Origin of the sequence: Nocardia sp. NPDC059691, assembly GCF_042733915.1 — a bacterium.
GTDB classification, from domain to species: domain Bacteria; phylum Actinomycetota; class Actinomycetes; order Mycobacteriales; family Mycobacteriaceae; genus Nocardia; species Nocardia sichangensis.
Window position 1 is genome coordinate 286,599 of record NZ_JBHWFB010000010.1, and the last position, 25,835, is coordinate 312,433.

Sequence of the window (25,835 nt, forward strand, 5' to 3'; positions counted from 1 at the left end):
GCACATGAACCCTTTTGAAAACCGGCGTTGCGCTGTGGCCGCTGTCGCGGCGGCCCTGGTGACGATGAGTGTGGCAGTGGGCGGCTGCGGCCGCGACGATCACCAGGCACCTGCATCGGTGCATGCCGATGACCTGACAGTGGTTCCTGCGGACGTGCACTGGGTGGACTATCAAGGTGTGCGGCTGCCGGTCGGCACCGACGGACCCCGGCAGCTCAGCGCGGAGGCCGCGACAGGATTCACGCACACTCCGCAAGGCGCGGCGCTGGCGGCGATCGTGCACACGGTGCGGATGTCGCTAGCCCCCGACGAGCACTGGGCCAGCGTCGCGGCACACGAAATCGCCGCAGGCGCAGGCAAAGACGCCTGGGCCAGCTCTCGGGTGCTGCTATCCATCCAGGGCCGCGCCGATCCCGCCACCGCGCCACGCGTGCGCGGCTACACGATCACCGACTACAACCGCGCGATCGCCCACGTACAGATCTACACCTCGTTCCCGGACAGCTCGGCCGCGGTGAACACCGCGACGGTGGTGTGGGTGGCCGAGGACTGGCGACTACAACTGCCCGGCCCCTCGGCCACCGACCCGGTGGTGCGCGAGACCACCACGGTGGACGCCCAGGTGAGACTGGAAGCCCCGCAATGACCACCGATCGACGACACACCACACCAGAGGTTCGGCAGGTCAGTGGGTGGACGGTGGCGTCGGTGGTGCTGCTGGCGCTGATCCTGATCGCCGCGGCGATCGCGTTCGCTGCCCACCGCACCCACACCTCTACCGCGGGCCGGGCGTACGTGGCCGCCACGACCAGTGCGCCGCCTGTGACGGGGGAGGGCTTCGATGTGCCGACGGTCGATGCGTTCGGCCGCCGCGTGGACATCCCCCGCAACCCGGCCGGGCAGCTGCGGGCGCAGACCGGTCCGGCACGCCAGCCCAGCGACCCGGACTGGTTGACCGCGCCGCCATCGGGTTTGGCCGAGCCCGGCGGGTGGCAACGTGTGCACGGCGCGGTCGTGCCGTTCTCCGCCTCCGACGGGCCCACCCGCGTGCGGGACGCGATGGCCGCCGGCTACGCCCACACACCCCAAGGCGCGGCCGTGGCCGCGGTATCGAGCATCAACCAGGTCGCCGCCCGCCCTGGAGACCGGACCTTGGTCGCCGCCCGCATGGTGCTGACCGCCGCCGACCAGGCAGCGTTCGACGCCGGGATCGCCGCGGGGAAACTGCCTGTGCAGCAACCGGAGTCGGTGACCCGCACTTTGGTGGCGCCTGATGCGTACCGCATCGACAGCTACGCCACCGATCTGGCGGTCCTGCGACTGGCCGCCCGCACACCGACAGAGCCCACCGGCACACGTTCGTGGGTGACGGTGACAGTGGGCATGGTCTGGCATGAGGGGGACTGGCGCCTGCGCGGCAACGGCCAACAGCTACCCACCACCACCACAACCGATCTGACGGGGTGGACACGATGGTCCTGACCGCCGGTCGCCGCCTCGCTCTCACCGTCGCCGCCGTCATCGCTTTGATGATCAGCGCCGCGGGCGCGGGCGCGGCCCAACCGGTCACGCCGTCACCGGCGCCCGCACCGGTTCCGGCCGAATCCGGCACCTCGACCACCTACGGGTTCGACCACACCTGCAACGAGATCCACGACGCGCTGTCGTCGATCCCCGGGTTGGGCGCATGGACCGGGGATGTGGCCTCGGCGGTGTGTAAGGCGGGAAACGCCGCCTCCCACCCGGGCAGCGCGATCGAGGCCACGAAATCCAAGCTGTGGGATTCCACATTCGGTCAGGTGACCGAGATCCTGCTCGACGGGCTGGGTGACGCGCTCACCTTGAGCACGGCGTGGGCCAAGTTACCCAACGACCGCATCCTCGACGACCCCGCCGCAGGCGGGGAGACACTGTGGCAGCGGGTGGACTCCTACACCCGGCAGGTGCAGACGTGGCTGCTGGCGTTCTCGATTCTGATCTCGGCGTTGCGGATCGGGATCGCCCGCCAGCACATGGCCGCCGAGCACGCCGAAGAAGCCTTCCGCACCTTGGTGCGTTCGACCGCGACGACCTGGATCGCCGGGTTCGCCATCTTGGCCGGTGCCCGGCTGAGTGACGCGTTCTCGATGTGGATTATCAACGACTCCACCGGCGGCAACGCCCGCGGCGCGGCGGAGCTGCTGGTACGCACCGACCGCTTCGGTGTGTACGGGCCGGGACTGGTGTTCATCGTCGCCCTGGTCGGGATCCTCGGCGCGATGGCGATGGTCGCGTTGACGATCATCCGCCAAGCCCTGCTCGTGGTCGCCGTCGGCATCTACCCGCTGACCGCCGCGGCGTCGGGGATGAGCGGCGGACGCGCGTCCTTCCAGCGCCTTGGTGCGTGGATCGTGGCGTTCCTGCTGTTCAAACCGGTCGCGTCGCTGGTGTACATGATCGCCTACCTCACCGCCGACACCACCAACACCACCCTCGACCAGCAGCCGCCAGCAGGATCGGCGGATTCTGCGCACCGCGCGCTGGTCGGGATGGTGTTGCTGTGCAGCGTGGCGTTCGTGCTGCCGGCGTTGGTGCGGTTGGTCGCCCCCGCTTTGAGCGTGATCGGCTCCGGCGGCAGCGGCGCGTCAGCCACCGGCGCCGCAGTCGGCGCAGGCATCATCGCCGCCACCGGCGGCAAAGCGCTACTGGCCCGCGGCGCAGCGACCGGAGGTGCAGGCTCCGCCGGATTCGTCTCCAACACCAGCAGCGGCCCGACGAGCAGCGGGCATGCTAGCCCCGCCCGGCCCACCGACGGCGGCGGCGGAGGCGGCGGCGGTGGTGGTGGGGCGCCGAAGCCGCTGCCGGGCCCGGGTGGCTCTCGCGGATCAGTGAAGCCGTCTGCGGCGCAGGCCAGTCCCTCAGGGGCGGGAGGCCTGGTGCGGCGTGCGGTGCATCCGTCGACGGTCGCGACCGGCGCGGGTCAGGCAGTCGAGCGCGTGAGCGACGACGTCACCGGCGGGGCCTCGCCCGCGTCGGGGGTGGCGCGCTATCGCGGGCCGGATCTGGGGCCTCATGACATTCCCCGCTGAACCCGATGCGCCGCAGTGGGTTTCGTTCAGGAAGGAGTCGCGGTGAGCGTGGAGTATGTCGAGCGCACCTACAGTGCGGGCTCACGGCCGCGCACCGAGGGCTTGTTCGGGCTGTCGTGGGTGGCGATGATCACCGCCGGGGCGGTGATCATCGCGGTCGTGCTGACCCAAGCGGTTTTCGGGTTGCTGGCGGCGGGCATCGTTGCGGCTACGGGGACGGTGGTGACCGCGCCGCTGGTGATCCAGATCGGCGGCCGCACCGGGTACGCGCGGGCGCTGCTGCTGTGGCAGTGGTGGCGCGGGGCCCACCGCGGCGAGCACGTCTACCGGTCCGGGTCGTTCTCGGCGATGCCAGGCGGCGCGACCCGACTACCCGGGCTGCTGGCGCCCTCACGCATGTATGAGGGCCAGGCCGTCGACGGCCACCGCTTCGGCATGATCCACCTGCCACGCTTCGACGAGTACACCGTGGTCTTGCGGGCGTGGCCGCAAGGCGGCGAAGCCGTCGACCAGGACCTGGTGGACCAGTGGGTCGCCGCGTGGGGAGCGTTCTTGGCGTCAGTCGGTTCGGCGCCGGATGTGAAAGCGATCGTGCCGGTGATCGACACCATCCCCGAAACCGGCAACCGGCTGATGGGGGAGGTCTCCGCGCTCACCCACCGCGACGCGCCGGCGCTGGCGTCGAATGTGATGTGGGAGCTGGCCTCCCAGCTGGCCAGCCAACGCGTCCAACTGGAACCACGCATCGCGATCACTTTCGAAGCCACCACCCCCGAACGCCGCAAAGTCCCCGCCGAACAAGCCCTCGAGATCGGGCGCCGCTTGCCGGGCATCCTCGTCGCCCTCGCTGAAGCGGGGGTTCGCGCCGAGCCGATGACCGCCGCCCAGATCACCGCGTTCGTGCGCCGCGCCTACGACCCGGCCTCCCAAGCCGACCTGGAAGCCGCCGCGACCGAACCGGATGGTCACGGCGTCACCTGGGACATGGCCGGCCCGCAAGACGAACAGCAACGCTATGACCGCCTCCAGCACGCTGGTGCGGTCAGCATCACCTGGGAGATGACCGAAGCCCCCCGCGGTGTGGTGACCGAGCGGGTATTGCAGCGGCTGCTGGAACCCAACCCCGACCTGCCCCGCAAACGCGTCGCCATCGTCTACCGGCCACATTCGGCGGCCGAAGCCACCCGCCTGGTCGACGACGACTACCGCAACGCCCGCGTCGCCGAACAGAACACCCGCGGCGGGCTGGTCTCCGCATCCGCCAGCATCCGCGTCGCCGGAGCCGAACAAGCCCGCCAAGAACAAGCCCGCGGCCACGGGTTGACCCGCTACGGCATCCTCATCACCCTCACCGCGCCCCGCGGCGAAGACATCCCCCGCATCGAAGCACTCGTGCGCGACCTGTCCACCCAAGCCCGGCTGAGCATCCGCCGCTGCAACACTTACCACTCCGCAGCCTTCGCCGCCTCTCTCGGCGTCGGCGTGATCCTGCCCGAACACGCCACCATCCCCGAAGCACTCGAAGGGTAGAACGATGGCGAAAACCTCCATATCGCAGACGGAAACGCCGCAGCGTGCCTCTGGCGCGTCGGCGTCCGGTCGGCGCGGGCCCCAGGTGTTGACCGACCAGCGGCGCACCGCGCTGCAGGCGCGGCAGCAGCGCGGGGGAGTGCGCGGGGCGTGGGCGGGCGTGCTGCTCTCGCGCGATGACCACCGCCGCCGCAACCTCGGCGTCCTCGAACGCTCCGCGCTGGTCGAGGACTTCGACCGTCCCGTGCTGCGGTTGACCGACACCGGGTATGCCGGGCCGACCGGGGGACGGGTGTCCGCGGTCGGGCGGCCGGCGGAGTGGCGCGGCACCACCGCTCAGGTCGTCGGACTGTGGCCGTGGTCGGTCGGGGCGGGTGCGCCGCTGGTCGGCACCCCGCTGGGCCCGCATCTGCGCACGGGCGCACCGGTGTGCTTCGACCCGATGAACTGGTTTCTGCGGGGCGGATTCATCACCGCGCCCAGTCTGTTCGTGCTGGGGCTGAACGGATTCGGCAAATCGTCGCTGGTGCGGCGCATCGTGCTCGGCGGCATCGCCCAGGGCATCACCCCGCTGGTGCTGGCGGACGTGAAACCCGACTATCGGGCGCTGGTGGAACTGGTCGGCGGCCAAGTCATCGACCTCGGCTACGGCTACGGGCAACTCAACCCCCTCGATGTCGGGGTCATGGGCAAAGTCCTCGCCCGCCTCGAAGCCGCCGAAATGTTCGAACGCGCCCAAACACTGGCCCAAGAACTGCGGGCACGCCAGATCGCGTTGATCTGCGCGCTGGTGGAACTCGTGCGCGGGCGCCGCGTCGCCGATTTCGAAGAGACCGTCATCGCCACCGCCCTCAGCAGCCTCTATCGGCCCGTCAGCGAAGGCGGACGCGGATTCACCGCCGCCCAGCAGCCCATCCTCGACGACCTGTTGGAGGTGATCGTCGCCGGTGGCCCGGACCTGCAACTGGACGCTGCCGCCGACAGCGAACAGCGCTACCAGGCCGCGGTGGTGCCGCTGCGGCAATCGTTGCGGGCGCTGACGCGCGGACCGTTCGGGCAAGTGTTCAACGGCCCCACCACCGTCGGCATCGACCTGGACTCCACCGCGGTGTGCATCGACGTCTCCCACATCCCCACCGGGGACCGCAAACTCAAAGCCGCGGTGATGCTGGCCTGCTGGGGCGCGGGATTCAGCGCCGTGGAGGCACTGAACACCCTCGCCGACGCCGGGCTGGCGCCACAACGCTACTTCCAAGTCGTGATGGACGAACTGTGGCAGGTACTCAGCCTCGGCGACTTCATGGTCGAACGCGTCGACGAACTCACGCGGCTACAACGCCAGATCGCCACCGCCCTGATCATGATCAGCCACACCATCAAAGACCTCCAAGCCCTCGGCAGCGACGCCGCCATCTCCCGCGCACTCGGATTCCTCGAACGCGCACGCGCGAAGATCTTCGGCGCCCTGCCCGGAGAAGAAGTCAACCGGCTCTCGACATTCATCCCCTTCACCGCCGCCGAACGCGCGATGGTCACCAACTGGTCAGCCCCACAAGCGTTGACCGGCGAAGCCATCCGCCCCGGCACGCCACGCCCCACCCCACCCGGCACCGGGAAATTCCTGCTCAAAGTCGGCGAAGGCCGCCAACCCGGCATCCCCTTCCTCGTCGAACTCACCGACACCGAACGCGCCACCGGCATCCACGACACCAACACCCGCTTCGCAGGCTTCGACACCAGCGGAGACACCGCATGAGCAGTAGCGCACGCATTTTCGAGAGGACGACGCTCGTGGTCAGCATACAGACCCGCTGTGCAGTGACTATCGAATTCGACGCCGCCCCTGTCGGCGCCCAGGCGGCTGAACAAGGATCGATCCGCAAACCCCCCCACAGATCGCTTATGGGTCGAAGCGAAAACCTACACATGACCGCAGTTGTGTCGCCCAGCCCCGCGCACCAGTTCGACAGCACGGAACCCTCGGCACGAGATCAGGGCAGAAGCCATGAATGACGGCAGTGGCATGGAAAGGTTATCGGGATGGCAGGCACGGTTGCTGCGCCGCATCGAGGACCTCAGAGCGGAATGCGGGCAAGTTCGGCGTGAGATTCCACACACGCCTTGGCCGCAACGACCAGATCCATCATTCGACCAACTGCGTTTACGGCGATCTGAGCTGGAACGCAACCTCGACGGCTTGAAAGTCCGCGCCAGAGCTTCCGGGATTCCCGACACAGAGATCACGAAAGCCGAGCACTCCGCCCAATGGCGTGGATTTCCAGACAACACCCGTCCAGCAGGTTCGATGCAGACGGGAGGCGACAGCCCAGCACGCACCCAGATGATGGACGCGATCGCGGACGACGTTTGGACCGTCGAGCATATGGCAGCAGTTGCGGCATTGCGCGAATGGCAACCCGGCACCGATGGTTCGAAACGCCTCGAGACCGTGGAGTCGCGGCAATACGAACGCAATATGGTTGCACTGCTGAACCGGGTGGAGGCTATCGCATCGCTGGCGGAGCTGACCGATGACGAGCGATCTGAGCTGTGGGATCGCGACGAAGCCAGCTGGATTCGACTGTTTCAGCACACCGTATACGCCTACGACAGCGAACAGCTCGAGCGCAGGTGGCAAGAGAATTGCCGTCCTCACTCAGGCGCCGAGATCGAGGGCATCATCCGCCGCGTGGCAGCCGGGCCACACGATCCTACCGATACTGGCCTGGCTGCACCGACACCGCCCGAGCTCATCGATCGCGCCGTCGCCGCACTGAAAGCGGACTATCTCGCCTGGGGCGGGGACTACGACGACTACTTGTTCTACATTTCGATGTTCGGACCGGATTCCGTCATCAACGAGAACACCCCGCAGCCGGCGACGGATCCAACTGATCAACTCCCCAGTGTCACACAGCAGACGGCCGGTCCCGGCGACGTCCTGCACACCGATGCGCAGACGGGTATCGATGCGGACCGCCCGCAGGCGCACCGTTGCGGGCCGACGCCCGCCGAAACGGTCGACCACGGATCGAGCGCGGACCTCGCAGTCGAACTGATCCAGGCGGCTTGTCTCGACAGTGGCCCTCCATCAGGCGCCAGCAGCGAGACAGACAGTGGCACTGCGGATTCCGTGCCGACTCCCCAGTCATCCGACCTGGGAGTCGATCTGTGAATCCGCCGAGTGAATGCACAAGAACCCACATACCCACCGCTGGTTCCTCGGCCGTGGGGCGAAAGGTAACGACCGCAAGGCCACGCACGGTCGGCATGTCCGCGACGGGCCGAGGCTGACGATGAACCACCGACCCCCGGTACTACTCGGCGCACGTCATGAAAGCCCAAGACGACGGAAATGGCTGGAACCTGCACGTAGGCCGCGCATCACGGTCACAGCCAGCGGTGATGGCGTCGTGCCCGCTGCCGCAGCGGCGCTGGCTGCCCATGGCGTCTGCCGGACAGTCAGCGCACGGAGTGGGCCATGAGGCTGGTCAGCATCATCGCGGTGGCGGGGCTGGTGTGGGTGTCGGTGATTCTCATGGTGCTGTTGCTGATGCTGGACTCCGACCGCGGCGGAAAGCACTGCACGGCAATGCGTCCCGGGGCTACAACCCTGTTGCCGCCGGGGACTCGGGTGGCTCCGATGAAGGCGGGTACCTACCAGATCACCTCCGGCTTCGGAATCCGGGCGGGCGGGGAGTTCCATCGCGGCATCGACTTCGCCGCCGCCGCGGGCACACCGATCTATGCCGCTGCCGACGGCGTCGTCGCCGCAGCCGGTCCTGCCGACGGGTTCGGTACCTGGATCGTCATCGACCACAACATCGACGGCCAGGTCATCTCCACCGTCTACGGACACATGTTCGACTCCGACCTGCGAGTACGCACCGGTGACCAGGTCGCCGCCGGTCAACAGATCGCGCTGGTCGGCTACAACGGACAAGTCGTGCCGAGCGGTCCCGGCGGCGCGCACCTGCATTTCGAAACATGGCCGGGGGGCCGTTTCACCGGCGGTCAGGCCACCGACCCCCAAACATGGCTCGACGGCGCCACCGAACCCGGCGCCGACCACGGCCCAACTGTCCCGGCGCCGGCTCCCGTGCCCGGGACGGTGGCGGGCGCGGACCGCGCCGCCGCTGCGGCGGAGCCGGGGGCGGAGTTGCCGCCGTTGCCGGCGAGCGTGGAAGCCCACCTGCAGGTCGACGCGGTCCGTGTGGCCCGCGCCGTCGCGGTGACGTTCCCGCAGATCACCACGATCGGTGGATGGCGCGAATCCGATCCCTACCCCGACCATCCTTCCGGTCGCGCGATCGACGTGATGATTCCCGACTACGCCACCGGTGAAGGAAATGCGTTGGGCGACAGCATCGCCGACTACGTCATGGCGCACGCCGCCGACTTCCACGTCGAGTACATCATCTGGCGGCAGGTGTACCGCTCGCCCGACGGCACAGCGAATCTGATGGACGACCGCGGCGGAGACACGGCCAACCACTTCGACCACGTGCACATCAGCGTGACCGGCGGCGGCTACCCCGACGGCTCGGCCATCACCGGCCCCACCCAATCCCCTGGCGGCGCCGGAAGCAGGGGCTGTGAAGCCGTCGCGACCACCAGTGACGGTGAACTCGCGCCCGGATCGGTGCCACCGGAGTTCGAGCCCTGGTATCGCCGCGCCGGCGGACTGTGCCCACAGATCAGTGCCGCGCTGCTGGCCGCGCAAGGCAAAGCCGAAAGCGGCTTCCGCCCCAGCGCCGTCTCCGGAGCCGGAGCACAAGGCCCCGCCCAGTTCATGCCCGGCACCTGGGCCGTCTACGGCGCCGACGACGACGGCAACGGGCAAACGTCTCCGTTCGACATCGGTGACGCGATCATGGCCCAGGGCCGCTACATGTGCGCGATCGCCGCCGCGGTCGACTCCTGGATCGACGACGGAAAAGTCCACGCCCCCCACGGGCGCATTGAACTGTATTTGGCCGCCTACAACGCCGGTGAAGGCGCGGTCCTGGCCTCTGGCGGATTTCCCACCGGCGCACCGGACTACCTCACTCAGACCCGGCCGTACGTCGAGAAGATCCTCGCCGCCACCGATGAGTTCAGCACCACGCTGAGCTGACGACACCAACAGGAGAGCCCCTCAGATGACGCATTCGATGATCACCGACCTGCGACTACCACGTCTGCTCGCCGCGCGACCCGACCCCGCCAGCACGCTGACACGGGCCCGGTTCGCGGTGAACCTGCTGCGCTGGCGCGCGACACTCTCAGCGCTGTTCCGCGACTACGACCGGGTCAAAGCCGATCAACACCTCACCGAGAAGACTCGGGAGCTGGCATTGGCGCGAGTCCTGGACTCCATCAACGCCGTTGTCGTTCAGGAACCGCTGCACACCGATCAGCTCGAGCTGCCCAGCACCGCGCCCCCGGCGCTGGTCGAAACCACCCAGCATTACCTCGAAGCGCTGATCTTGGCGGCCAACCGCACCCGTACCCGCGGCGTTCTCGTCGAAGACCTGGTGCGGCGCTGGCTGTCGGAGCCGACCTGTATCGAGGCGATCGCCGCGCTCGACGGAGACCGGCACGCGCAGATGCTGTACACCCTCGACACCGGGCCCGCGTCCTTCCGCGACGCCGTCACCACGCTGGCATCGGCATGGGTGTTCGACCGCATGGATGCCCCCGCGCCCCGATGACACGACCCCGCACGGTCCTGGCAACGCTGTGTGCTGGCGCGGCCGCGATCATCGCCGCAGTCGCCTTGGCCGGTCCAGACCTCGGTGACCGAAACGCAACCCCGCCCACCGCCGGGGACGCCGACCACGACATCCACGGCCTCAGGCCGGACACAGCAGGCCCGGCGCAGGCGGCTGAACAGGCTCTCGCGGCAATGTTCACCTGGCAGCCGGCCCTCGACGCCACCCCCGGGGCGGCGTTGTCGCGGGCGAGGCCCTGGCTCACTGGTGAGCTCGCCCGTGCCTCGCAGCGCCCACCGGCTACCGGTGTGCGTGAGCTACCGCAGTGGGCGGCGTGGCGGCGATCCGGCGACATCGTGACCGCCCGCGTCGTCGCGCAGGCAGCCTCCGACTGCGACCGACACCACTGTGCCGTGACCGCGGACGTCACCCAAACCGTGCTGCACCGCGACGGAGCCACCACCCCCTACCAGGTGATGCGCGTGGACGCAGCCACCGAACACACCGCCGAAGGATGGAAAGTCAGCGACTACCGCATCGAGCAGTAGCCGTCTGTCCCACCCTTCAGGGCGCCGAACACGAGCAGGAGCGCGAGAAACAGCCTTGGGAGATAACACATTCCGATCAGAGACCCCGCCCGCCACGACGGACCACCGATCGTTCGAGCACGGCGTGAGCTTCGGTGCCGGGATCCGCCGCTCGATGGCCGCGCCACAGCGGGCCGACCTCGCGCCTCCGGAGTTGGGACCGTTCCTGCGGCAGATCCGCGAATCCATTCGTCCACCCGGCAAGAGCAAACACTTGTCCAGGGAGAAGGCAGCCATCCGGATCGGTCTCAGCGCTGCCTACCTGCAGCAGGTCGAAAACGGCGTCCGGGTCCCCACTCAGCAAGCGCTGCACCTGCTCGCCTCAGGCTACTCACTGACGGCGGCGCAGATCCGGCACATCCGCGAACTGCGCGAGCCCGCCGTGCCGCTGGTCGGGGTGGAAACGCTGCGCGCCAGCGTCGCGCATACACCTGCTCTGCTCGAACGCCTCGATGACCTGGACCAGGTCGACATGCTCGCCGGCTACTTCTCCCCGCTGTGGCATGTGCTGGCCACCAACGACAGTCTCGAACGGGCACTACCCGGGCTGAACGAAGCCGGCAACCTGGCGCTGTGGTACTTCTCGCCCGTCGCGCACGAGGTGCTGGTCGACTGGGATCAGGAGGCCACCCAGATGGTGCGGTGGCTCAAACCGATTCTCGGCCAACACCGCAGCGCACCCGGTACACGGCAGCTGCTGGCCCGCTTGCAAGCCGACGAGCAGTTCTACACCCGCTGGACCGGCAGCACCGACATCGCCTACCGCCGCGATGTCGATCAGCCGTTGATCCTGCGCACCGCGCAAGGTGGGCACCTCGCCGTGAATGTCGAAACCAGCACCGTCACAGACACCCACGGATACATCCGCTTGTTCCTCGGCGTCCGCAAGCCGACCGATGACGATGCTGCGAGCATCCGATGACAAGATCGTCTCTCACGACAACGCCCGGCCTTCACGCGTCACACCCGAGCCCCGCCGCAGGGCTGCACGGTGGGTATACCGGTAGGCTCGCCGAAATGTTGATCAGGGCGGGGATTGTGCTGGCAGCACTTCTGCTGCCACTGTCGTTGCTGAGCGGATGCGGGCGTGTCGTCGCCGGTGCCGCTCTGCCCCAGGTCGCCGACAATGGCCCATCGAGTTACCGGCGCGCGTTGAGCGCCCAGGAGCAAGAGCGTCTGGCGATGTCCGACCGCGTCCGGGAACTCGACGCCTGCGGCTTCGTCAATCAGGCAGCGATCGCGACCCTCGGCGCGCCCGTGTACTTCGGGCAGGGCCAGGATTTCGACAGTTGCATCCTGCGGTTCAAACCGAGTATCGGCCCCAGCAGGATCTACGCGGTCGAGATCAACACCGGTCAGCGGGACACCGAGACGCCTCCCACGATGATCGACGGGGTGCCGGTGCGTCTTCGCCCGGCCGATGGCTGCATGGCCACCGTTCCGTATCCGGTGCGGGATTTCGTGTTCTGGGTCAAAGGACGAGACAACTCCAACACCTGCTCGGAGGCCACCGCTTTCGTGCGGGCCGCCCTGCCAATGCTGAAGAGCAAACCCCTTCGCGCGCAGTCGCAGCGTGTACTCGACACCCCGCTGGCCCGGCTCGATCCCTGCGCCGCCGTGTCCGTCATCGGCAAGAACAAGCCGCGGCTGCAGGTCGAGACCGGGCTGCGTCCGTACTACTGCAAATTCACCCTCGACAGCAGCGACGAGACGACCAGCCAGAACATCGCGTACACGCAGAAGACCCTCGAGATGCTCGAGTGGGCCCGCAAAGACGGGAAGGTCTACGGCGTGAGGTCTGGGCAAATGCAGATCAACCGTGGATCGCAGAACAGCCCCAGCGGGTACTGCTCAGCGGACTTCTATCCCAACGTCGGTTCCCCGAACATCCGCAACTTCACCGGCGATGCCGACAGCCACGGCCCCGAGCATTGGGTGGACGTTGTCGACATGTCCACACTGGCGGGATGCGCGGCACTGCAGCGAACCGCGGAAGCGATCCTCGAGTTCTACGGCAAGTAGACCGGGGGTTCTTCCGCAGCGAGGTGGTCGGCTGCCCACACGGACTTCCGCAGCTCCACACGACACCCCTGCCGCGACCTCCGATCACCATCCATGCCGCCTGCTCACTGACTTCGCGCGGGAGTCAGTTCTGGTATGCCTTGACTGCGGCGACGGCGAGGTTACGGGTTTCGGTGCAGCCGGGTCCGCTGACCTTGACTGCTTCGATGCGGTCTTCGGGCGTACCGTCCCATCCTCGTGTCGGGAACGGCTGGGCGACCCCGACGTAGGCGCGGATGATGCAGTAGCCGCCGCTGATGTTCTCCGCCACCGAGTCCACGCCGGCGAGCAGCAACTTGCGTGCGTCCGAAGGGACATAGGTGGCTTGGGATTTCGCGACGTTGAACACTGAGATGGCGAATCTGTTGCTGTCGTTGCTGGTGTAGTCGCCCAGCCATGCATCGCATTCGTAGGGTGAGAACGCACTCAAGTAGAACTTCTGCTTCGCATCGAACGCCGAGTCCAAGGCCGCGCAGGGGTCTTTCGCGGCACCTGCGGTTTTCGGTATCCGGGTCGAGTTCGCGCGTAATGCGTTGCGCGCGAGCAGCGGAGCTGACGCTGTCACGATCGCCCGTAGCGGTGTGCACGGGTCGATGCCGGGGCGTGCGGTGGCTGAATAGTGGAACGCGCGGCGCTCATTGTATTGCAGTGCGATGAAGCACGTGTCGTCCGAGCGCAGCGTCGAGGCCCGCCGATTCCCGACCTGGAATGGGGTGCCGCTGAAGTCCGGCAGGACCGACAGAGAGACACCGACGGTGGTGACGCCCTGGGTGAGGGTGGCACGGTCGATTCGGACTACACATTCGTCCAGGTCCTGCCCGACACCGAAGTACAGCGCGCGCCCGAGAGCGTTGACGGACGGCTCGTCGAGCATGCCGCACGGGTCCAGCAGTCGTGCGGTGTCGCGTTCGGCGAGGTCATCCAGCGAAGAGCCGCCGCTGAGGTTACTGCGGTAGCGCATCCCGAGCGGGGTGGCAGCGCCGTCGACGGTCGTCGTACAGCCGCACACGGCGAGCACGGCCAGCACAACAGTCGCCAGGGCGAGCGTTGGTTTTCTCATCCGTTGGCCCCGAACAAGCTCATCGCCGCGGGCGTCAGCGCATCGGTGATGCGGCAGGGTGCCTGCAGCGACACCATAGACTGCCAGCGCGCGGCATTCTTCGTCGATGCTGTGGCCGGAGCGCCCGGGCGGTAGGTGTCGACCACCGCGCCCGCGGCGAACCACACCGAGCAATGCGGCTCGCCGACCGCGGTGTTGCGGTCGATCAGCACCGGTTTGCCGCCGACTTGGGCGGCCACGAATGTGGAGGACGGCTTCATCGCGGTGTCGGCGGAGTTCATTCTGAACCCGACGCTGACCATGTCGGTGAGGTACTGGCTGCCACCGGGCTTGCGCAGCTGGAAGCGGCACTCATACGGTTCGGCCTCCGCGTCGAGCTTGGCCACGAGGAGGCCCGCGGGCAGATGCTGCATCAATTCGCAGGGGCTGCGACGGGTCAACGGCACATCGATCCGGGTGTTTTCGCGGCCCGGGATCTTGTTGTCCCGGAACGCGGTGACGATGTTGGTGACGGTTTCCTCGACCAGTTGGCAGCCCAACGTGTCCGGGGTGAACCCTGCCGAGCTGACTGTCGCGTATGCAACGGTCGGCACTTCGACGATGTCGGGCACGGCCGCGCCGCGCGCAGCGCGGACCGCCGAGAACCGCATCGGCACCTTGTAGGCGCAGTTGCCGTGAGAGTTGCGGACACCGTCGACGGTGACCGTTTCACCCGCGATCTGTTTGTTGACCTCGTCGTTTGTCGGCGGGTAGCTGGCCATGTCGATGGTCACGTGCGATAAGACCTGCTTGCGGTTGAACTGCAACAACCCGACCTCGCAGGTACTGATCCTCGCATCCGGGCCTAGTGTAGAGATCTGCCCGTAACCGGCGGATATCTTCTCCTGATCGAAGAAACCGCACGGATCCACCGACCGGATCTGCTCGGCGAGATCGAGCTTCTGCCGATCCCCCGCCGGCACACTCACTCCGAACGTCGGGGAAGCCTTCGCTGGTTCGGCACCAGGTACTCCCGCGACCTGTTGTGAACATGCTGACACGAGCAGCGCCAGTATTACTGGCGCGCAACACCACGCGAGTTTCATCCCGCCCCTTCCTCCACCCGGGCCACGACTCAGCCGGGCACACACGACGTCCAGCCCTCAAGGGCCGCATGGTGAAACGTGCAGCTGCGTCCGCGAACGTGGACGCGATCGCCCGCTTCACCGCATCCGACATCCTGTCACAGCGAAGCGCCCTTGCCTGGTACCGGCGCCACATCTCGCTGGCGCGGCGATGCCGAGCACGAGCGGGACCGCGGCGGATCCCGGTGGATCGGTAAGCCTTGCTCGACCGCAGGTCATCACCGATTTCCTGCCCCTATGCGCCGCACGCCGCGCGGAATCTGGTCGGGACGAATTCTGCTGATGCGACAGAGCATTAATGCAAAGCGCATCGCGTGAGCCGCTGGTGGCGCAGGCGCCGATCCGTGTGTCATAGAAGCGAGCCCACACGCAATTCCACTACTGCTTGCGAGGTTCGCATCGGGAACACATTCGCCAGTTCAGTCCCCTGCGAGTGTGTTCCCGATAGCCGCGCATCGATTCCCTAAGGAGACGCTGTGGTGATCGCAGATCACTCGCCGAACACGACGGATGGACACAGCCATCCTGGCGCTCATCGCATCAGGGCGAACTCCGGCGGTCGCGTTGAGTGAACCGGTCGATGAGGTAAGCCGATCATTCGGCTTCGGAATCATCAACGGAGTCAACCTCGCACGGACGATCACCGACCTCGTGCGGGGATTGAATGCCGAGGACCGCTCGAGATTGGAAAGTGCGACACGGATACAGCAAGGTGCTGAACTACAGGCGGCGCGGCTGAGCAGCATTACCGCGGAGGACATCCGCAATGAGGAGCGTCACCAGATCGGGATGCAGCAGCGGCGACGCGCGATCGAAATCGCGGATGAGGATGTCGCCCGCCGAAACCACGACAGCGTCCAACGAAACGCGCGCGAAGAACGCCAAACCGCCGCCAACGTCGGCAGCACCCATCTGCGGAACCAACTGACTGTTCTGAACGGTCGACTCCGAGTCGCCGAGTTTCGCCTGAGGCGCAGCGACAGTGTTGCGGAGAACGCTCGCCGCGAGAGAGCGACAAAAGCCCAGATCGACGCCTCCAAAGCGCGGGAGAACACCGCTGACACCGAGGCGCGGATCAAGCGAGAAGACCAGGGCAGACGTATCCAGCGAGAAAACAATGCGGAGGTACGGGAGGGCCAGTTGCACGCCAAAAGGCTCGCCGCCTACGACAACCGTGAGACGCGGGCAGGCGAACTACACGACCTGGAGAAGGCCTCCATCCAGCAGCAAATGAAGCTCCGCGACCGCACCGCCGGACTCACCCAACAGCTGACCGACAACCAGCAGCGGTCCGGCAAGGCGATGGCCGACGCGGGCCGGTTCGCTGCCGCAGTGAGCACAGCCGAACCCGCCACGACCGCCGCCTTCCGCGAACGGTTCCGCGAGGACACTGGTCTGGACCCCAGCGAGTTCGACACTGCCCTCGGCAACCTCGGCGATCTCGGCGCAGACCCGGTCGAGGCACTGGCGAGGCTGCTCGAAAAGGCCCAAGGCGCCGACGCGGATCCAGCGACGATCTATGCGGCCACCTATGTGACGAACCTGCTCATCGCCCAGACCGAGCCCGACACAGGCACTGGCACCGGGGACCAGATCGGGGAAGCAGTCGCAGCAGCGCACGCCGCCGCAGAACCGGCAGCCGACGCCGATCTCGAAACTGCCCCCGACCACCGGGCCGGCGCACCCGAGAACGTCGCCAGCAGCGAGGTAGCGCCATGACCCACGACATCACGATCAGCACAGCCCAACCGACAGCGACACACCGACACCGATTACGCAGCCGCCCCAGCATCGCCGCCGCCGGCGTGCTGCCGATCCCGCGCACGCCCGGGGGCGGACCGGGCGTGGTCGCCGCGCGGGTAGAACACCAGGAGCCGCGATGAAGCGCACCGTCGACCACCGTTGGCACCCGACACTGGTCGGCCCGCCGGCACAGGGGCCGCACCAGCGACTGGGGTATCTGCTTGGTGTCGTTGCGCTGCACCGCGCGACGGCCGCGCTCACCAGGCCGCGCGAGTCCGAGGACAGCGACGCACAACGCAGCCTCGAGCGCGCAGACGCCGAGCAGCGCCTGGCCGCGACCGACCTTGCCGGGCCGCCGGAGGATCTCGCCGCAGCCTTGACCGATGCCGTGGTGTGGAGGGAGGAATCCGCGCTGGCCCGCCAGCAGCTGACACGGCTGGTGCAGCACTATCGCCGCATTTACGGGCTGGTGATCGACCCCGCAGCAGCAACGGTCTCCATCGACCCGGGCTTCGACGCCCTCGGCAATCAGCAGCGTCTGGAAACCGCGGCGCGGCAACAGCAATCGCGGTTGGCGCGGCAGGCAGCGGCCGCGCTGATCACCGCCGCCGGGCTGGACGCCCACGCGCAGGCACACGCGGTGCGCGCGGTGTCGGATCCTCGCAGCGGCACGGTCCGCGGCTGGCTGGATGCCGAGCTCGCCGCGGCAGGTGTCGGCACGCTCGATCGGCAGCGGGTGGTGTTCGTGCTCGCCTACCTTTCCGGCGCCACCGCGACGTTGGATTTGCTGACCGAGGCGCCGGTGATGGTGGATGCCCGCGCGGAATTGATCGGCATGCTGCGGCGGGAGATGGAAGAAGCCCGCGATCCCCGCCGCGTTGTATTCTTCGGCCCAGGGGAGTATGTGCCCGGCCCCTGGTTCGAGGCGGCGGTGCTGTCGATGCCGGAGCCGGAGCGAGGGTTCGCCCGCCAGCTGCGCGTGGCGGTGAGCGAGGGCAGCCGGATGCCGCAGCTGCCGTGGCCGCGTCAAGCTCACCGCGCGGAACTGGAAGAACTGGTGTGGGACTACGTTGTCGCCACACGGGATGTTCACCAGGCCGCCGAGCGGCTCGCGGTCGACCCCGAGGCATTCACCGGCCGCGTCCTCAACCAGGTCCATGACCTTCTGCTAGAACTCCGCACGACCCGTCGCGCGATCGTCGAGCAGATCGATCGCGGCGAAGGACTGCTCGGGATAGAACGACTCCGCGTACGGGAGGTCCTCGACCGGTTCGGCCTCGGGCCGGTGGAAATGTCGGGATTGCTGTTTGTCAGCGAGCGCCACAAGCAGGCCCGAGATTTGTCCGAGGGTTCCCGCGCGGTGACCGTTCTCGCCCAGCGGGCCCGGTCGGTGATCGACGAGGCCCTCGACACAGCGGGGATCGTGGTGCTGGAGATGGATCCCGCCGGGGAAGTCGCGGGCGCGATCAGCGACATCGTCGGCTCGTCCGTACGAGACCACATCTACGACCTCGCCGCCGGGCGGGAGGTCTATGACGACGACACCCGCGGTCGCATCAGCTTCACCGTCGCAGTGGACACCCTCGACCACGCGCTGTCGCACGCCGGGATCGCCCCTCGGCAGCGGCAGGAACTGCGTGCCACGCTCGATGAACTCGCCACCTGCGCCGAGGAACTGAGCGCTCCGCTTCTCGCGCGCCGCCACGCCTGGCACGAACACCTCGCCGATCTGACCTGGTCGGTCGATATCGACGTGCCGATGCTGCAGACCACCGACCCGCTCGCACGCGCACTGTTCCTCGAGACAGCACCACCGCAGCAACCGGCACACGGCACTCAGACGGCCATCGACGCCGTTCTCCCGCCCGCGATCCCGCGCACCACCACCTCGCAGCCACCAGACCCTCAGGCCAACCCACCGGCCGCAGCCGAAAGGGGCGCCGCACCCCAACTCTGACCGGCGACACCGCGCGCCACGCGTGGTCAGACCGACTACACCCCGCCCGGGGCACCGATCCGTCGACAGCGCCCGCATACAAGCACGCCCGGAATCCGTCATGACCCCGACCAGCCCGACATCGCCGTTCACGCATCTTGAAGGAGGCACCCCAGATGAGTATGCGGCAGCCGCGAGACGTCGATGGTCAGCGCCTGGACCATCTTCGCGGCCACCGCGTCCGGAAAGACCCGTCCGCCACCTTGGTGCCGCCGCGGCCCGTCTCGTCGTGGCCCCGCCAGGCCCCTCCTCCCGACGCGCAGGTGCGGGCCGGATACCTGTGCGGTTGGGATCGCGGCGGCGCGATCGTGGGTGGCGAGCACGTGCGGAGCAGGCGATGAGTCGCCCACCCTCCGCGGTGCGCGCCGGGGACCTGCCTGCAGAGCAGGCAGCAGTGCTGCGCACGATCCAGCAGTCGGCCGCACGCACCGCACGGCTGCGCAAACGCCTGCTCGCCGCTGACCCGGACATCGCGACAGCTACCAAACTGCTCACGCAAATCGAGAAATGCACCGAAAAATGCAAGCGCGCCGAAGCCAGTGCCGACACCCTCGGCGTACCCGGCCAATGGGTCAAACGCGCCCAAGAGCTGGGGCAAGCCGGACACGAGTGGAGCGACGAACAACGGTTCGCTCAGCCGGTTCGGCCCAGAGGTCGCAGCCCGGCCAGCCGCCTTACCCAGCACACCCGCCAGTTGACCGAGATGGCCGCGATCGCCGCCGTGCGCACGCACCGCCTCACCGTCGAAGGCATCGAATGGGAGCCCACCCCCACCGCCGCACGCCAGTTCCGCGCCAATATGCAGGCCGTCTGGGCCTGCGCAGTCCGCACCGCGGATGTAATGCGACTGAGAGGGCACGAGCCCGGCCATGCATGGGCCATCAACGACGCCGAGTGGCGTCAGCTTGTCGGCCGCTACGCCAACGCTCCCCTCCCCAGCATCGAGCAGGCATGGCTGCGCTACGCCGATCCGCACATCGCCGAGAAAGCACACAACTCGCTGACCGAGTTGCGCCGCACATTGAACAGCGCCGCCAAACCGGCCTCCGCGGTCGACTGGGAAGAGCCGCCGAGACCGGATGCACTGATCTTGAGCGCGCAGGACGGGTTACGCATGTTGCTGCGTGAGCGTCTCTACGACGAGCCCCCGCGCACACGCCCGGCGCGGGGCGCCGTCGCGCCGATCCGGTCCGCGATCACCGACATCATGCCCGCGGCAGGCAACCACGCCTGGTATGCCGCACCACACCTCAACAGCTCAGCTGCCTCGGCAGCAGAACCACAGCGCGATAGCGGAGTCGACCTATGAACCGCCGACCAACCCGATCACCCCGCCGATCATTGAACGACTCGAGGAATATCCATGTGCAGTGAACCACCGGACCGACCACTGGCCCATTTGCCCCAGCACGACGGCGACCTCGCCAACGTCCGGGCCGTGCCGTCGAGACGAACAGCGAGCGCGGAGCGCCCGCATTCTTCCCCTGTCGATCGGAGTTCGGCAGCCGGAAGCGGCTGCGACACGGCAGACGATCTCACCTTGCCGCAACGATATTCCTCGGCTGTGCCGCCAGCTGCCGAGACGAGCACCCATGCAGCCACGGCACCGCTGTCGACATGCGAGGCGGCCGACAAATGACCGACCCATCGACACGTCCCTCGACCAGCCCTGACCGTTTCGCACAGTACGGGCTCGTACCACCCGATCTGCAGGAAGCACCGATCGACTACGACTTCTCCGCCGACGCCGCACGCGACGACCTGCACACGAAACATCTACGGGGACTGCAAAATCTGGCCGCCGAAGCAAGCCGAGAACAACGGCCTGCCGAACAAGCCCCAACGCAGCATGCTTGGCTGGCGTCCACCCCACGCTCAGCGGCACTACAGACCGCGCTGCGCGCGGCCACTCGCGACGCGACCGCCGACGGTGTGCCCGGCGAGAAGATCGCACGCGCTGTCGACCTCGGCCGCACCGGAGTGTACTGGCACCAGCAACCCTCCGACCGCACGTTGGGCCGCTTCGAAAAGCTCAACGCGGCAGTTGCCGCGGCCGAGATGGACGCAGCTGCACTGCGTGCACTGGTCGAGCGGGTGCCGCGCTTCGTCGCCGAGGAGTGGAATCGAACAGTAGCTCGCGACCTGCGAAAGGTGCACTCTGCCAACGCCAGCGGTGAGCAACCCTCCCGGTCGACGACCATCGCCGCCGTTCGCGCGGCCGGGCACGGCTCAGGCAGCGAACCAGGCGCGATCGGCTCCGCCATCACCGACGCGATGCCCGACACAGGCGCCGCAACGACCTGGACCAACGACGCCTCGCCCGCGGATCGCGGCGCGGACAGGGGCGTCGGCAGCCAGGCGGCAGAGCTATGAACCACACAACATCGCACCCCACAGCGTTCCGGGCTGCGCCGGGCCGCCGCGGGTGGGGGAGGAGCAGACGATGAGCCCGACCCGGGAATCCCGCCGCCGCAGCACCGCGGGCATCAGCGAGGAACTCAGCGCACTGCTTGTACTGGTGGGAGTCGTCGCGGTCGCTGTGCTGCTGTGGGCAGCGTTGAGTCTGGGCAGCGCTGCCGCGGGCTTGCCGATCCAATGGAACCCGACAGCCGCGCTGCTCGAGGTAGCGGTCGGCGACCGCGCCTGGCCGTGGCAGTCGGGCGTGATCGCCGCAGCGTTCGCCGGCGTGGCTGCGTCCGCAGCAACGCTGTGGCTGAGGCGGCGACACAACAACGACCGCTTGGAGATCGATTCCGCCGCACGCACGATGCAGCGCCCCGGACAGTTGAGCATCGGCACGCTGCGCGCGAACAGCGACGCCGCGCGGCGGCTGCTGAAAGACGCCCCAGAACACGTGCGGGCACGCCCTGGCCCGCCGCTGGGGTTCACCGTCGCCGGGAACCTCTCTCTGCACGTCCCGGCCGAAATGTGTGTGTTCATCGAGGCCGGTGCTCGCACCGGCAAAACCATGGCCTGGGCCATCCCCGCCATGATGTCGGCGTGGGGTCCGGTGCTGGCGACCTCCAACCGCCCAGACCTCTACCGCCACACCGTCCTCGGACGCCGCGCCCACGGGCAAGAATGGCTGCTGGATCCCCAAGGGGTCACCGGCACCGTGCAGGTCGGGTTCTGGGTGAACCTGCTTCGGCAGGTGACCACGCTGGCGGCCGCCCGCAAACTCGCCTCGTTCTTCGTCTCGGCATCCAAAGAGAAAGACGCCCGCGTCGACAGCTATTTCGATGGCGGCGCGCAAGACCTGCTGGCGTGCTATCTTCTGGCCGCCGCCTGCGCCGGCGGCGACTTGCTGCATGTCGCCGAATGGCTCGGCCACGACCAGGACACGACCCCCGCGCTGATCCTGAAAAAGAGGCGCAAACTGCGACCCGCGCAACGGATCCTGGAATATCAAGCGCTGTACTCCCGCCAGCGTGACGGCCTGTTCGACATGGCCCGCAGATTCCTCAACGTCCTGTCCGATGAGGTCTACGCACAGATGGTGTGCCCACCGATCCGGCGCACGATCACCGCCCACGAACGCAGCGAACACGACATCGACATCGAACTCGGCATCGACCTCCACAGCCCGCGCCACGATCTGCCCGAGTTCGATCCGCGGGAGTTCGTCACCAGCAACGACACCCTCTACGCGTTGAGCATCGAAGGCCCCGACTCCGCGGCACCGTTGACCGCCGCACTGGTCGGGCAAGTACTCGAATCGGCGTTCACCGCCGCGCGGGCCCGCCCCGACGGACGGCTGGCGGTGCCGCTGCTGGCGGTGCTCGACGAAGCCGCCAACTGCTGCCCCATCTCACTGCTACCCAGCTACTACACCTACGCCGGCGGGCACGGCGTCATCCTCATGACGTTCCTGCAGGTCCTCGAACAAGGCAAAGACCTGTGGGGCGAAAACGGGTTGAAAACCATGCGAGCCCAAGCGATCGAGGTCTACGGCGGCGGCATCAGCGACACCGAATTCCTCCAGCAACTCTCCACCGTCACCGACGAACACGACGTCGCCGACCGCTCCCACAGCGTCGGACCCGGCGGCTCCAACCGCACCCTGACCTGGCGCGCCGAACCCATCCTCAACGTCGCCGCGCTGGCGGCGCTACCCAAACAACGTGCCTTGGTACGGCTACCCGGCCACCGCCCGATCCTGGTGCGCAAACCCTGGTGGCAGGCCAGCGAACACGCCGCCCTGATCACCGCCTCCCTCGCCCAGTTCGACGAAACACTCAAAAACACAGTGCTTCTCGACCCGGACTCCGACAACGAAGACGACGACGAGGTCGAGCTGTGACCGGCAAGAAACGCAACGCCACCGCCACGCCCTCACCACCGCCACCGCAACGGTTTGCGGATTTCGTGACCTTCGCCGAATCCTGGCTGCTGCCGTTACAGAGCGTGCGGCTGGCCGAAGCCAACCGCGAAGGCACCTACACCTGGTGCACCAAATGGTGGGCTCACCGCGCGGTCGCCGTGCGCATCGCACACCTGCACACCGCGTTCGAAACCTTCCGCGCCCGCGAAGACGCCGCAGCAGTCAGCTCCTACCTGCTCGGGCATGTCGACCGCCACTTCCAGATCATCTTCGACGCCGCCAACGGCCCCCTGCACCGCTGCAGCCGCACCAAACACGTCGCGGTGCCCTCGCTGCCGTTCGACCCCGTCCCCCCGGAATGGTTCGGTCCCGCCGTCGCGCCCCCGCCACCACCGACCGGCGACGGGGCAGAAGACCAGCCGCCGCCGCTGCGGTTTCCCACCTTCGTGGAGTTCACCGAGCAATGGTTGCTGCCGGTGATCTCCGTGCGACTGATCGGGCAAGGCCGCGAAGGCATGTACACCTGGTGTCGGCAGTGGTGGCGACACCGCACGGTCGCCGTCCGATTCGCTGCCCTGCACGCGATCTTCGAAGCCGCGCGCCGCAGCGAGGACCGCAGCCAGATGAGCAGCCTGTTCGTCGGCCACATCGACCCTCACATGCGGGTCATCCTCGACGCCGCCAACGGGCCACTGCACCGCTGCACACCCGAGCATCACACCGACAGCCCCGGCCTGCCGTTCGCCGACGTGCCGCACGACTGGTTCAACCCGCCCGGAGCTCTCATCGCGGTCGAGGATGCGGTGTTCGGACCAGATTTCCGATTCCTCGGGGGCTTCCGCATTCCATGACCAGGACTGGCACAGCGCACTCACGACCCAGCGCGACCAGCCTCAACACACGATCGCCGAGACCGAAAACCAGCAAGCGGATTTCGGCGGCGTGGAGATGGAAAACCGGCAAGGGCTCAGGCGAACCGCCGCGCAGTAATGCGGGCAGGTCCTACGCTGACTTGTCCGAGAATCACTTGGGTTCGTCAGTTGGGGGAGCCATTGTCCGACACTGCGTTGTTGCTGATCGACCTGCAGAACAGCTATCTCGTCCAAGACGTCCGCGATGCGCTGGGCTGGCCGCCGATCTGGCGGTTGGACCAAGTGATGACCGAGTGTCGTGAACTGGCCGAATCTGCCCGCTCGATGAGCGTCCCGGTGGTGTATTCCCGTCAACTTCCCAGCCCGGCGGGGTCGTTGGCGCTGAATCCTCGCTCCGCCCGGCATCGACGCTTGCGCGCCCCACTGTTGCCGCGCCTGACGGCCGAGGATCGGCTCTGGCGATCACAGATCATCGATGCCGTGGCACCGCAGCCGAATGAGCTGGTAATCGACAAAACCCGGCACAGCTTCTTCGCATACACCGAACTCGACCCGATCCTACGCAGTATGGGCGTCCGTCGGCTGATCGTCGCCGGACTGCAGACCAATGTGTGTGTCGAGGCGACCGTTCGGGCAGGTCTGGAACGCAATTTCGAGGTTGCCGTCGCCGAGGACGCGGTCAGCACCGATGGACCCGCCCTGCATTTCGCGGCGCTCAATGCGATGCGGGTGCTCTACGTCGAAGTCGCTCCCTGGCGCGAACTCATCGTTCCCGGCGCGGCATGGGATCTGGCGTACCGGACACCGAACTACGGCCGCGATCCCGCCTACTGGTCTGACCCGAACATGCCCATGCCCCGGTAGCCGCCAACGCGCATTCGGTATCCATGAGCCACCGCGCATCCAGGGGCACGGTCAGCGATGCGCGGTGGGGTGTTCGAGTCCGAGTCGAGTTCGGCAGGATGTCGAGCTGCTGGGCCGACAAGGGATTCGGCTCCGAGCGGAAATTATGTGCAGATTCGGCAAGCGCGGACCGCGCATTATTGCCAGCCGATGCCGTTTCAGCACCTGTTGAAACGTATTTCAGTATGCCGTGAAATTGTGCGGAAGACACAGCAGCGCTGGCCGCTCGGTCATCGGCCAATCGCCTCGTGCACATCCCGTGCGGCGCCGTCCCAGCCAGCAGGATCGTACGCACGTCGATGCCGTAGCGCCGCGACGCCGTTTCGGCATGGCGCAGCAACACGAGTAGACCCGGGCGTACCCGAGCGTGAGGATTTCGAGTACTGGATAGCGGATTCAAGGCGATGTCCGAGCCCGCACCGCGCCTCATGGGAAGGTGGGCAGCGGGCACCTCAGAGACGACGCGCGATCAGTGACGCTGCCTACAGTCTCGAGCCGTGGACGTGCGAGTCTTCCAGGTGTGGCATAGTGGGACACGAGATCGGGCTCATCGAAGTGATCTGCGCGGCTCACCTACAGAAAAGAATTAGTACAGCATGGCTCAAGGCAGCGTGAAGTGGTTCAACGGCGAAAAAGGCTTCGGCTTTATCGCTCAAGACGGAGGCGGTCCTGACGTCTTCGTGCATTACTCGGCCATTGGTGGCTCGGGATTCAAGAGCCTCGATGAGGGTCAGCGTGTGGAGTTCGAGATCGGGCAGGGCCAGAAGGGTCCGCAGGCTCAGGACGTCCGCGCTATCTGACCCAGCGTGACTTGCAGGCTCCGCACCGTAACGGTGCGGAGCCTTTCTCGTTTCAGCCGCTCGGCTACCGGTGGTCG

22 protein-coding genes are annotated in these 25,835 nt (G+C 67.4%); 20 read left to right on the forward strand and 2 right to left on the reverse strand.

Going from position 1 to position 25,835, the window contains the following annotated elements:
- Positions 1-4: 4 nt before the first annotated feature.
- The 11 genes from ACFV2O_RS23255 to ACFV2O_RS23305 all read left to right on the forward strand — a co-directional run bounded on the left by ACFV2O_RS23255 (position 5) and on the right by ACFV2O_RS23305 (position 12,900).
- Complete coding sequence (locus ACFV2O_RS23255) at positions 5-646, forward strand: hypothetical protein (RefSeq protein WP_379253602.1); 642 nt, start codon at positions 5-7, stop codon at positions 644-646.
- A complete protein-coding gene (locus ACFV2O_RS23260) occupies positions 643-1,482 on the forward strand; it encodes a hypothetical protein (RefSeq protein WP_379253603.1) in 840 nt (279 codons plus the stop codon). The genes ACFV2O_RS23255 and ACFV2O_RS23260 overlap by 4 nt, the downstream gene beginning before the upstream one ends.
- Entirely contained in the window at positions 1,473-3,068 is a 1,596-nt protein-coding gene (locus ACFV2O_RS23265; protein ID WP_379253604.1) for a hypothetical protein, read from the forward strand. Before ACFV2O_RS23260 ends, ACFV2O_RS23265 begins: the two co-directional genes overlap by 10 nt.
- Positions 3,069-3,110: 42 nt before the next feature.
- Positions 3,111-4,598: an SCO6880 family protein gene (locus ACFV2O_RS23270; protein ID WP_379253605.1), complete on the forward strand. Its 1,488-nt coding sequence runs from the start codon at positions 3,111-3,113 to the stop codon at positions 4,596-4,598.
- Between the two features lie 4 nt (positions 4,599-4,602).
- On the forward strand, positions 4,603-6,354 hold the full coding sequence (locus ACFV2O_RS23275; protein WP_379253606.1) for a hypothetical protein: 1,752 nt from the start codon (positions 4,603-4,605) through the stop codon (positions 6,352-6,354).
- 249 nt (positions 6,355-6,603) lie between these two features.
- Entirely contained in the window at positions 6,604-7,773 is a 1,170-nt protein-coding gene (locus ACFV2O_RS23280; protein WP_379253607.1) for a hypothetical protein, read from the forward strand.
- A 306-nt stretch (positions 7,774-8,079) separates the two neighbouring features.
- Positions 8,080-9,714 carry a peptidoglycan DD-metalloendopeptidase family protein gene (locus ACFV2O_RS23285; protein ID WP_379253608.1) on the forward strand — a complete coding sequence of 545 codons (1,635 nt, stop codon included), beginning with the start codon at positions 8,080-8,082 and terminating at the stop codon, positions 9,712-9,714.
- A gap of 25 nt (positions 9,715-9,739) precedes the next feature.
- Positions 9,740-10,291, forward strand: coding sequence for a hypothetical protein (locus ACFV2O_RS23290; protein ID WP_379253609.1), 552 nt, complete (start codon positions 9,740-9,742; stop codon positions 10,289-10,291).
- The gene (locus ACFV2O_RS23295; protein ID WP_379253610.1) at positions 10,288-10,839 is read left to right on the forward strand and encodes a hypothetical protein; all 552 of its coding nucleotides are present in this window, start codon (positions 10,288-10,290) and stop codon (positions 10,837-10,839) included. The genes ACFV2O_RS23290 and ACFV2O_RS23295 overlap by 4 nt, the downstream gene beginning before the upstream one ends.
- 124 nt (positions 10,840-10,963) lie before the next feature.
- Positions 10,964-11,800 carry a helix-turn-helix domain-containing protein gene (locus ACFV2O_RS23300; RefSeq protein WP_379253611.1) on the forward strand — a complete coding sequence of 279 codons (837 nt, stop codon included), beginning with the start codon at positions 10,964-10,966 and terminating at the stop codon, positions 11,798-11,800.
- 95 nt (positions 11,801-11,895) lie between these two features.
- Entirely contained in the window at positions 11,896-12,900 is a 1,005-nt protein-coding gene (locus ACFV2O_RS23305; RefSeq protein ID WP_379253612.1) for a hypothetical protein, read from the forward strand.
- A gap of 124 nt (positions 12,901-13,024) precedes the next feature.
- Here the strand turns inward: ACFV2O_RS23305 and ACFV2O_RS23310 are convergent, their stop codons facing one another.
- Positions 13,025-13,966, reverse strand: a complete 942-nt coding sequence (locus ACFV2O_RS23310; RefSeq protein ID WP_379253613.1) for a hypothetical protein — start codon at positions 13,964-13,966, stop codon at positions 13,025-13,027.
- A 29-nt stretch (positions 13,967-13,995) separates the two neighbouring features.
- The gene (locus ACFV2O_RS23315) at positions 13,996-14,961 is read right to left on the reverse strand and encodes a hypothetical protein (RefSeq protein ID WP_379253614.1); all 966 of its coding nucleotides are present in this window, start codon (positions 14,959-14,961) and stop codon (positions 13,996-13,998) included.
- A gap of 672 nt (positions 14,962-15,633) precedes the next feature.
- Between ACFV2O_RS23315 and ACFV2O_RS23320 the strand changes: the two genes are divergently transcribed.
- The 9 genes from ACFV2O_RS23320 to ACFV2O_RS23360 all read left to right on the forward strand — a co-directional run bounded on the left by ACFV2O_RS23320 (position 15,634) and on the right by ACFV2O_RS23360 (position 25,758).
- Positions 15,634-16,842 (forward strand): hypothetical protein, encoded by a 1,209-nt coding sequence (locus ACFV2O_RS23320; RefSeq protein ID WP_379253615.1) that lies wholly within the window; start codon positions 15,634-15,636, stop codon positions 16,840-16,842.
- A gap of 160 nt (positions 16,843-17,002) precedes the next feature.
- Positions 17,003-18,823, forward strand: coding sequence for a hypothetical protein (locus ACFV2O_RS23325; protein WP_379253616.1), 1,821 nt, complete (start codon positions 17,003-17,005; stop codon positions 18,821-18,823).
- A gap of 155 nt (positions 18,824-18,978) precedes the next feature.
- Positions 18,979-19,203 carry a hypothetical protein gene (locus ACFV2O_RS23330; RefSeq protein WP_379253617.1) on the forward strand — a complete coding sequence of 75 codons (225 nt, stop codon included), beginning with the start codon at positions 18,979-18,981 and terminating at the stop codon, positions 19,201-19,203.
- Positions 19,200-20,171, forward strand: coding sequence for a hypothetical protein (locus ACFV2O_RS23335; RefSeq protein ID WP_379253618.1), 972 nt, complete (start codon positions 19,200-19,202; stop codon positions 20,169-20,171). The genes ACFV2O_RS23330 and ACFV2O_RS23335 overlap by 4 nt, the downstream gene beginning before the upstream one ends.
- 326 nt (positions 20,172-20,497) lie before the next feature.
- Entirely contained in the window at positions 20,498-21,235 is a 738-nt protein-coding gene (locus ACFV2O_RS23340) for a hypothetical protein (protein WP_379253619.1), read from the forward strand.
- A gap of 70 nt (positions 21,236-21,305) precedes the next feature.
- The gene (locus ACFV2O_RS23345; RefSeq protein WP_379253620.1) at positions 21,306-23,162 is read left to right on the forward strand and encodes a type IV secretory system conjugative DNA transfer family protein; all 1,857 of its coding nucleotides are present in this window, start codon (positions 21,306-21,308) and stop codon (positions 23,160-23,162) included.
- Positions 23,159-24,034, forward strand: coding sequence for a DUF4913 domain-containing protein (locus ACFV2O_RS23350; protein ID WP_379253621.1), 876 nt, complete (start codon positions 23,159-23,161; stop codon positions 24,032-24,034). The genes ACFV2O_RS23345 and ACFV2O_RS23350 overlap by 4 nt, the downstream gene beginning before the upstream one ends.
- 219 nt (positions 24,035-24,253) lie before the next feature.
- Positions 24,254-24,919 (forward strand): cysteine hydrolase family protein, encoded by a 666-nt coding sequence (locus ACFV2O_RS23355; RefSeq protein WP_379253622.1) that lies wholly within the window; start codon positions 24,254-24,256, stop codon positions 24,917-24,919.
- Between the two features lie 635 nt (positions 24,920-25,554).
- The gene (locus ACFV2O_RS23360) at positions 25,555-25,758 is read left to right on the forward strand and encodes a cold-shock protein (RefSeq protein ID WP_069160283.1); all 204 of its coding nucleotides are present in this window, start codon (positions 25,555-25,557) and stop codon (positions 25,756-25,758) included.
- The last annotated feature ends 77 nt before the right edge of the window (positions 25,759-25,835 follow it).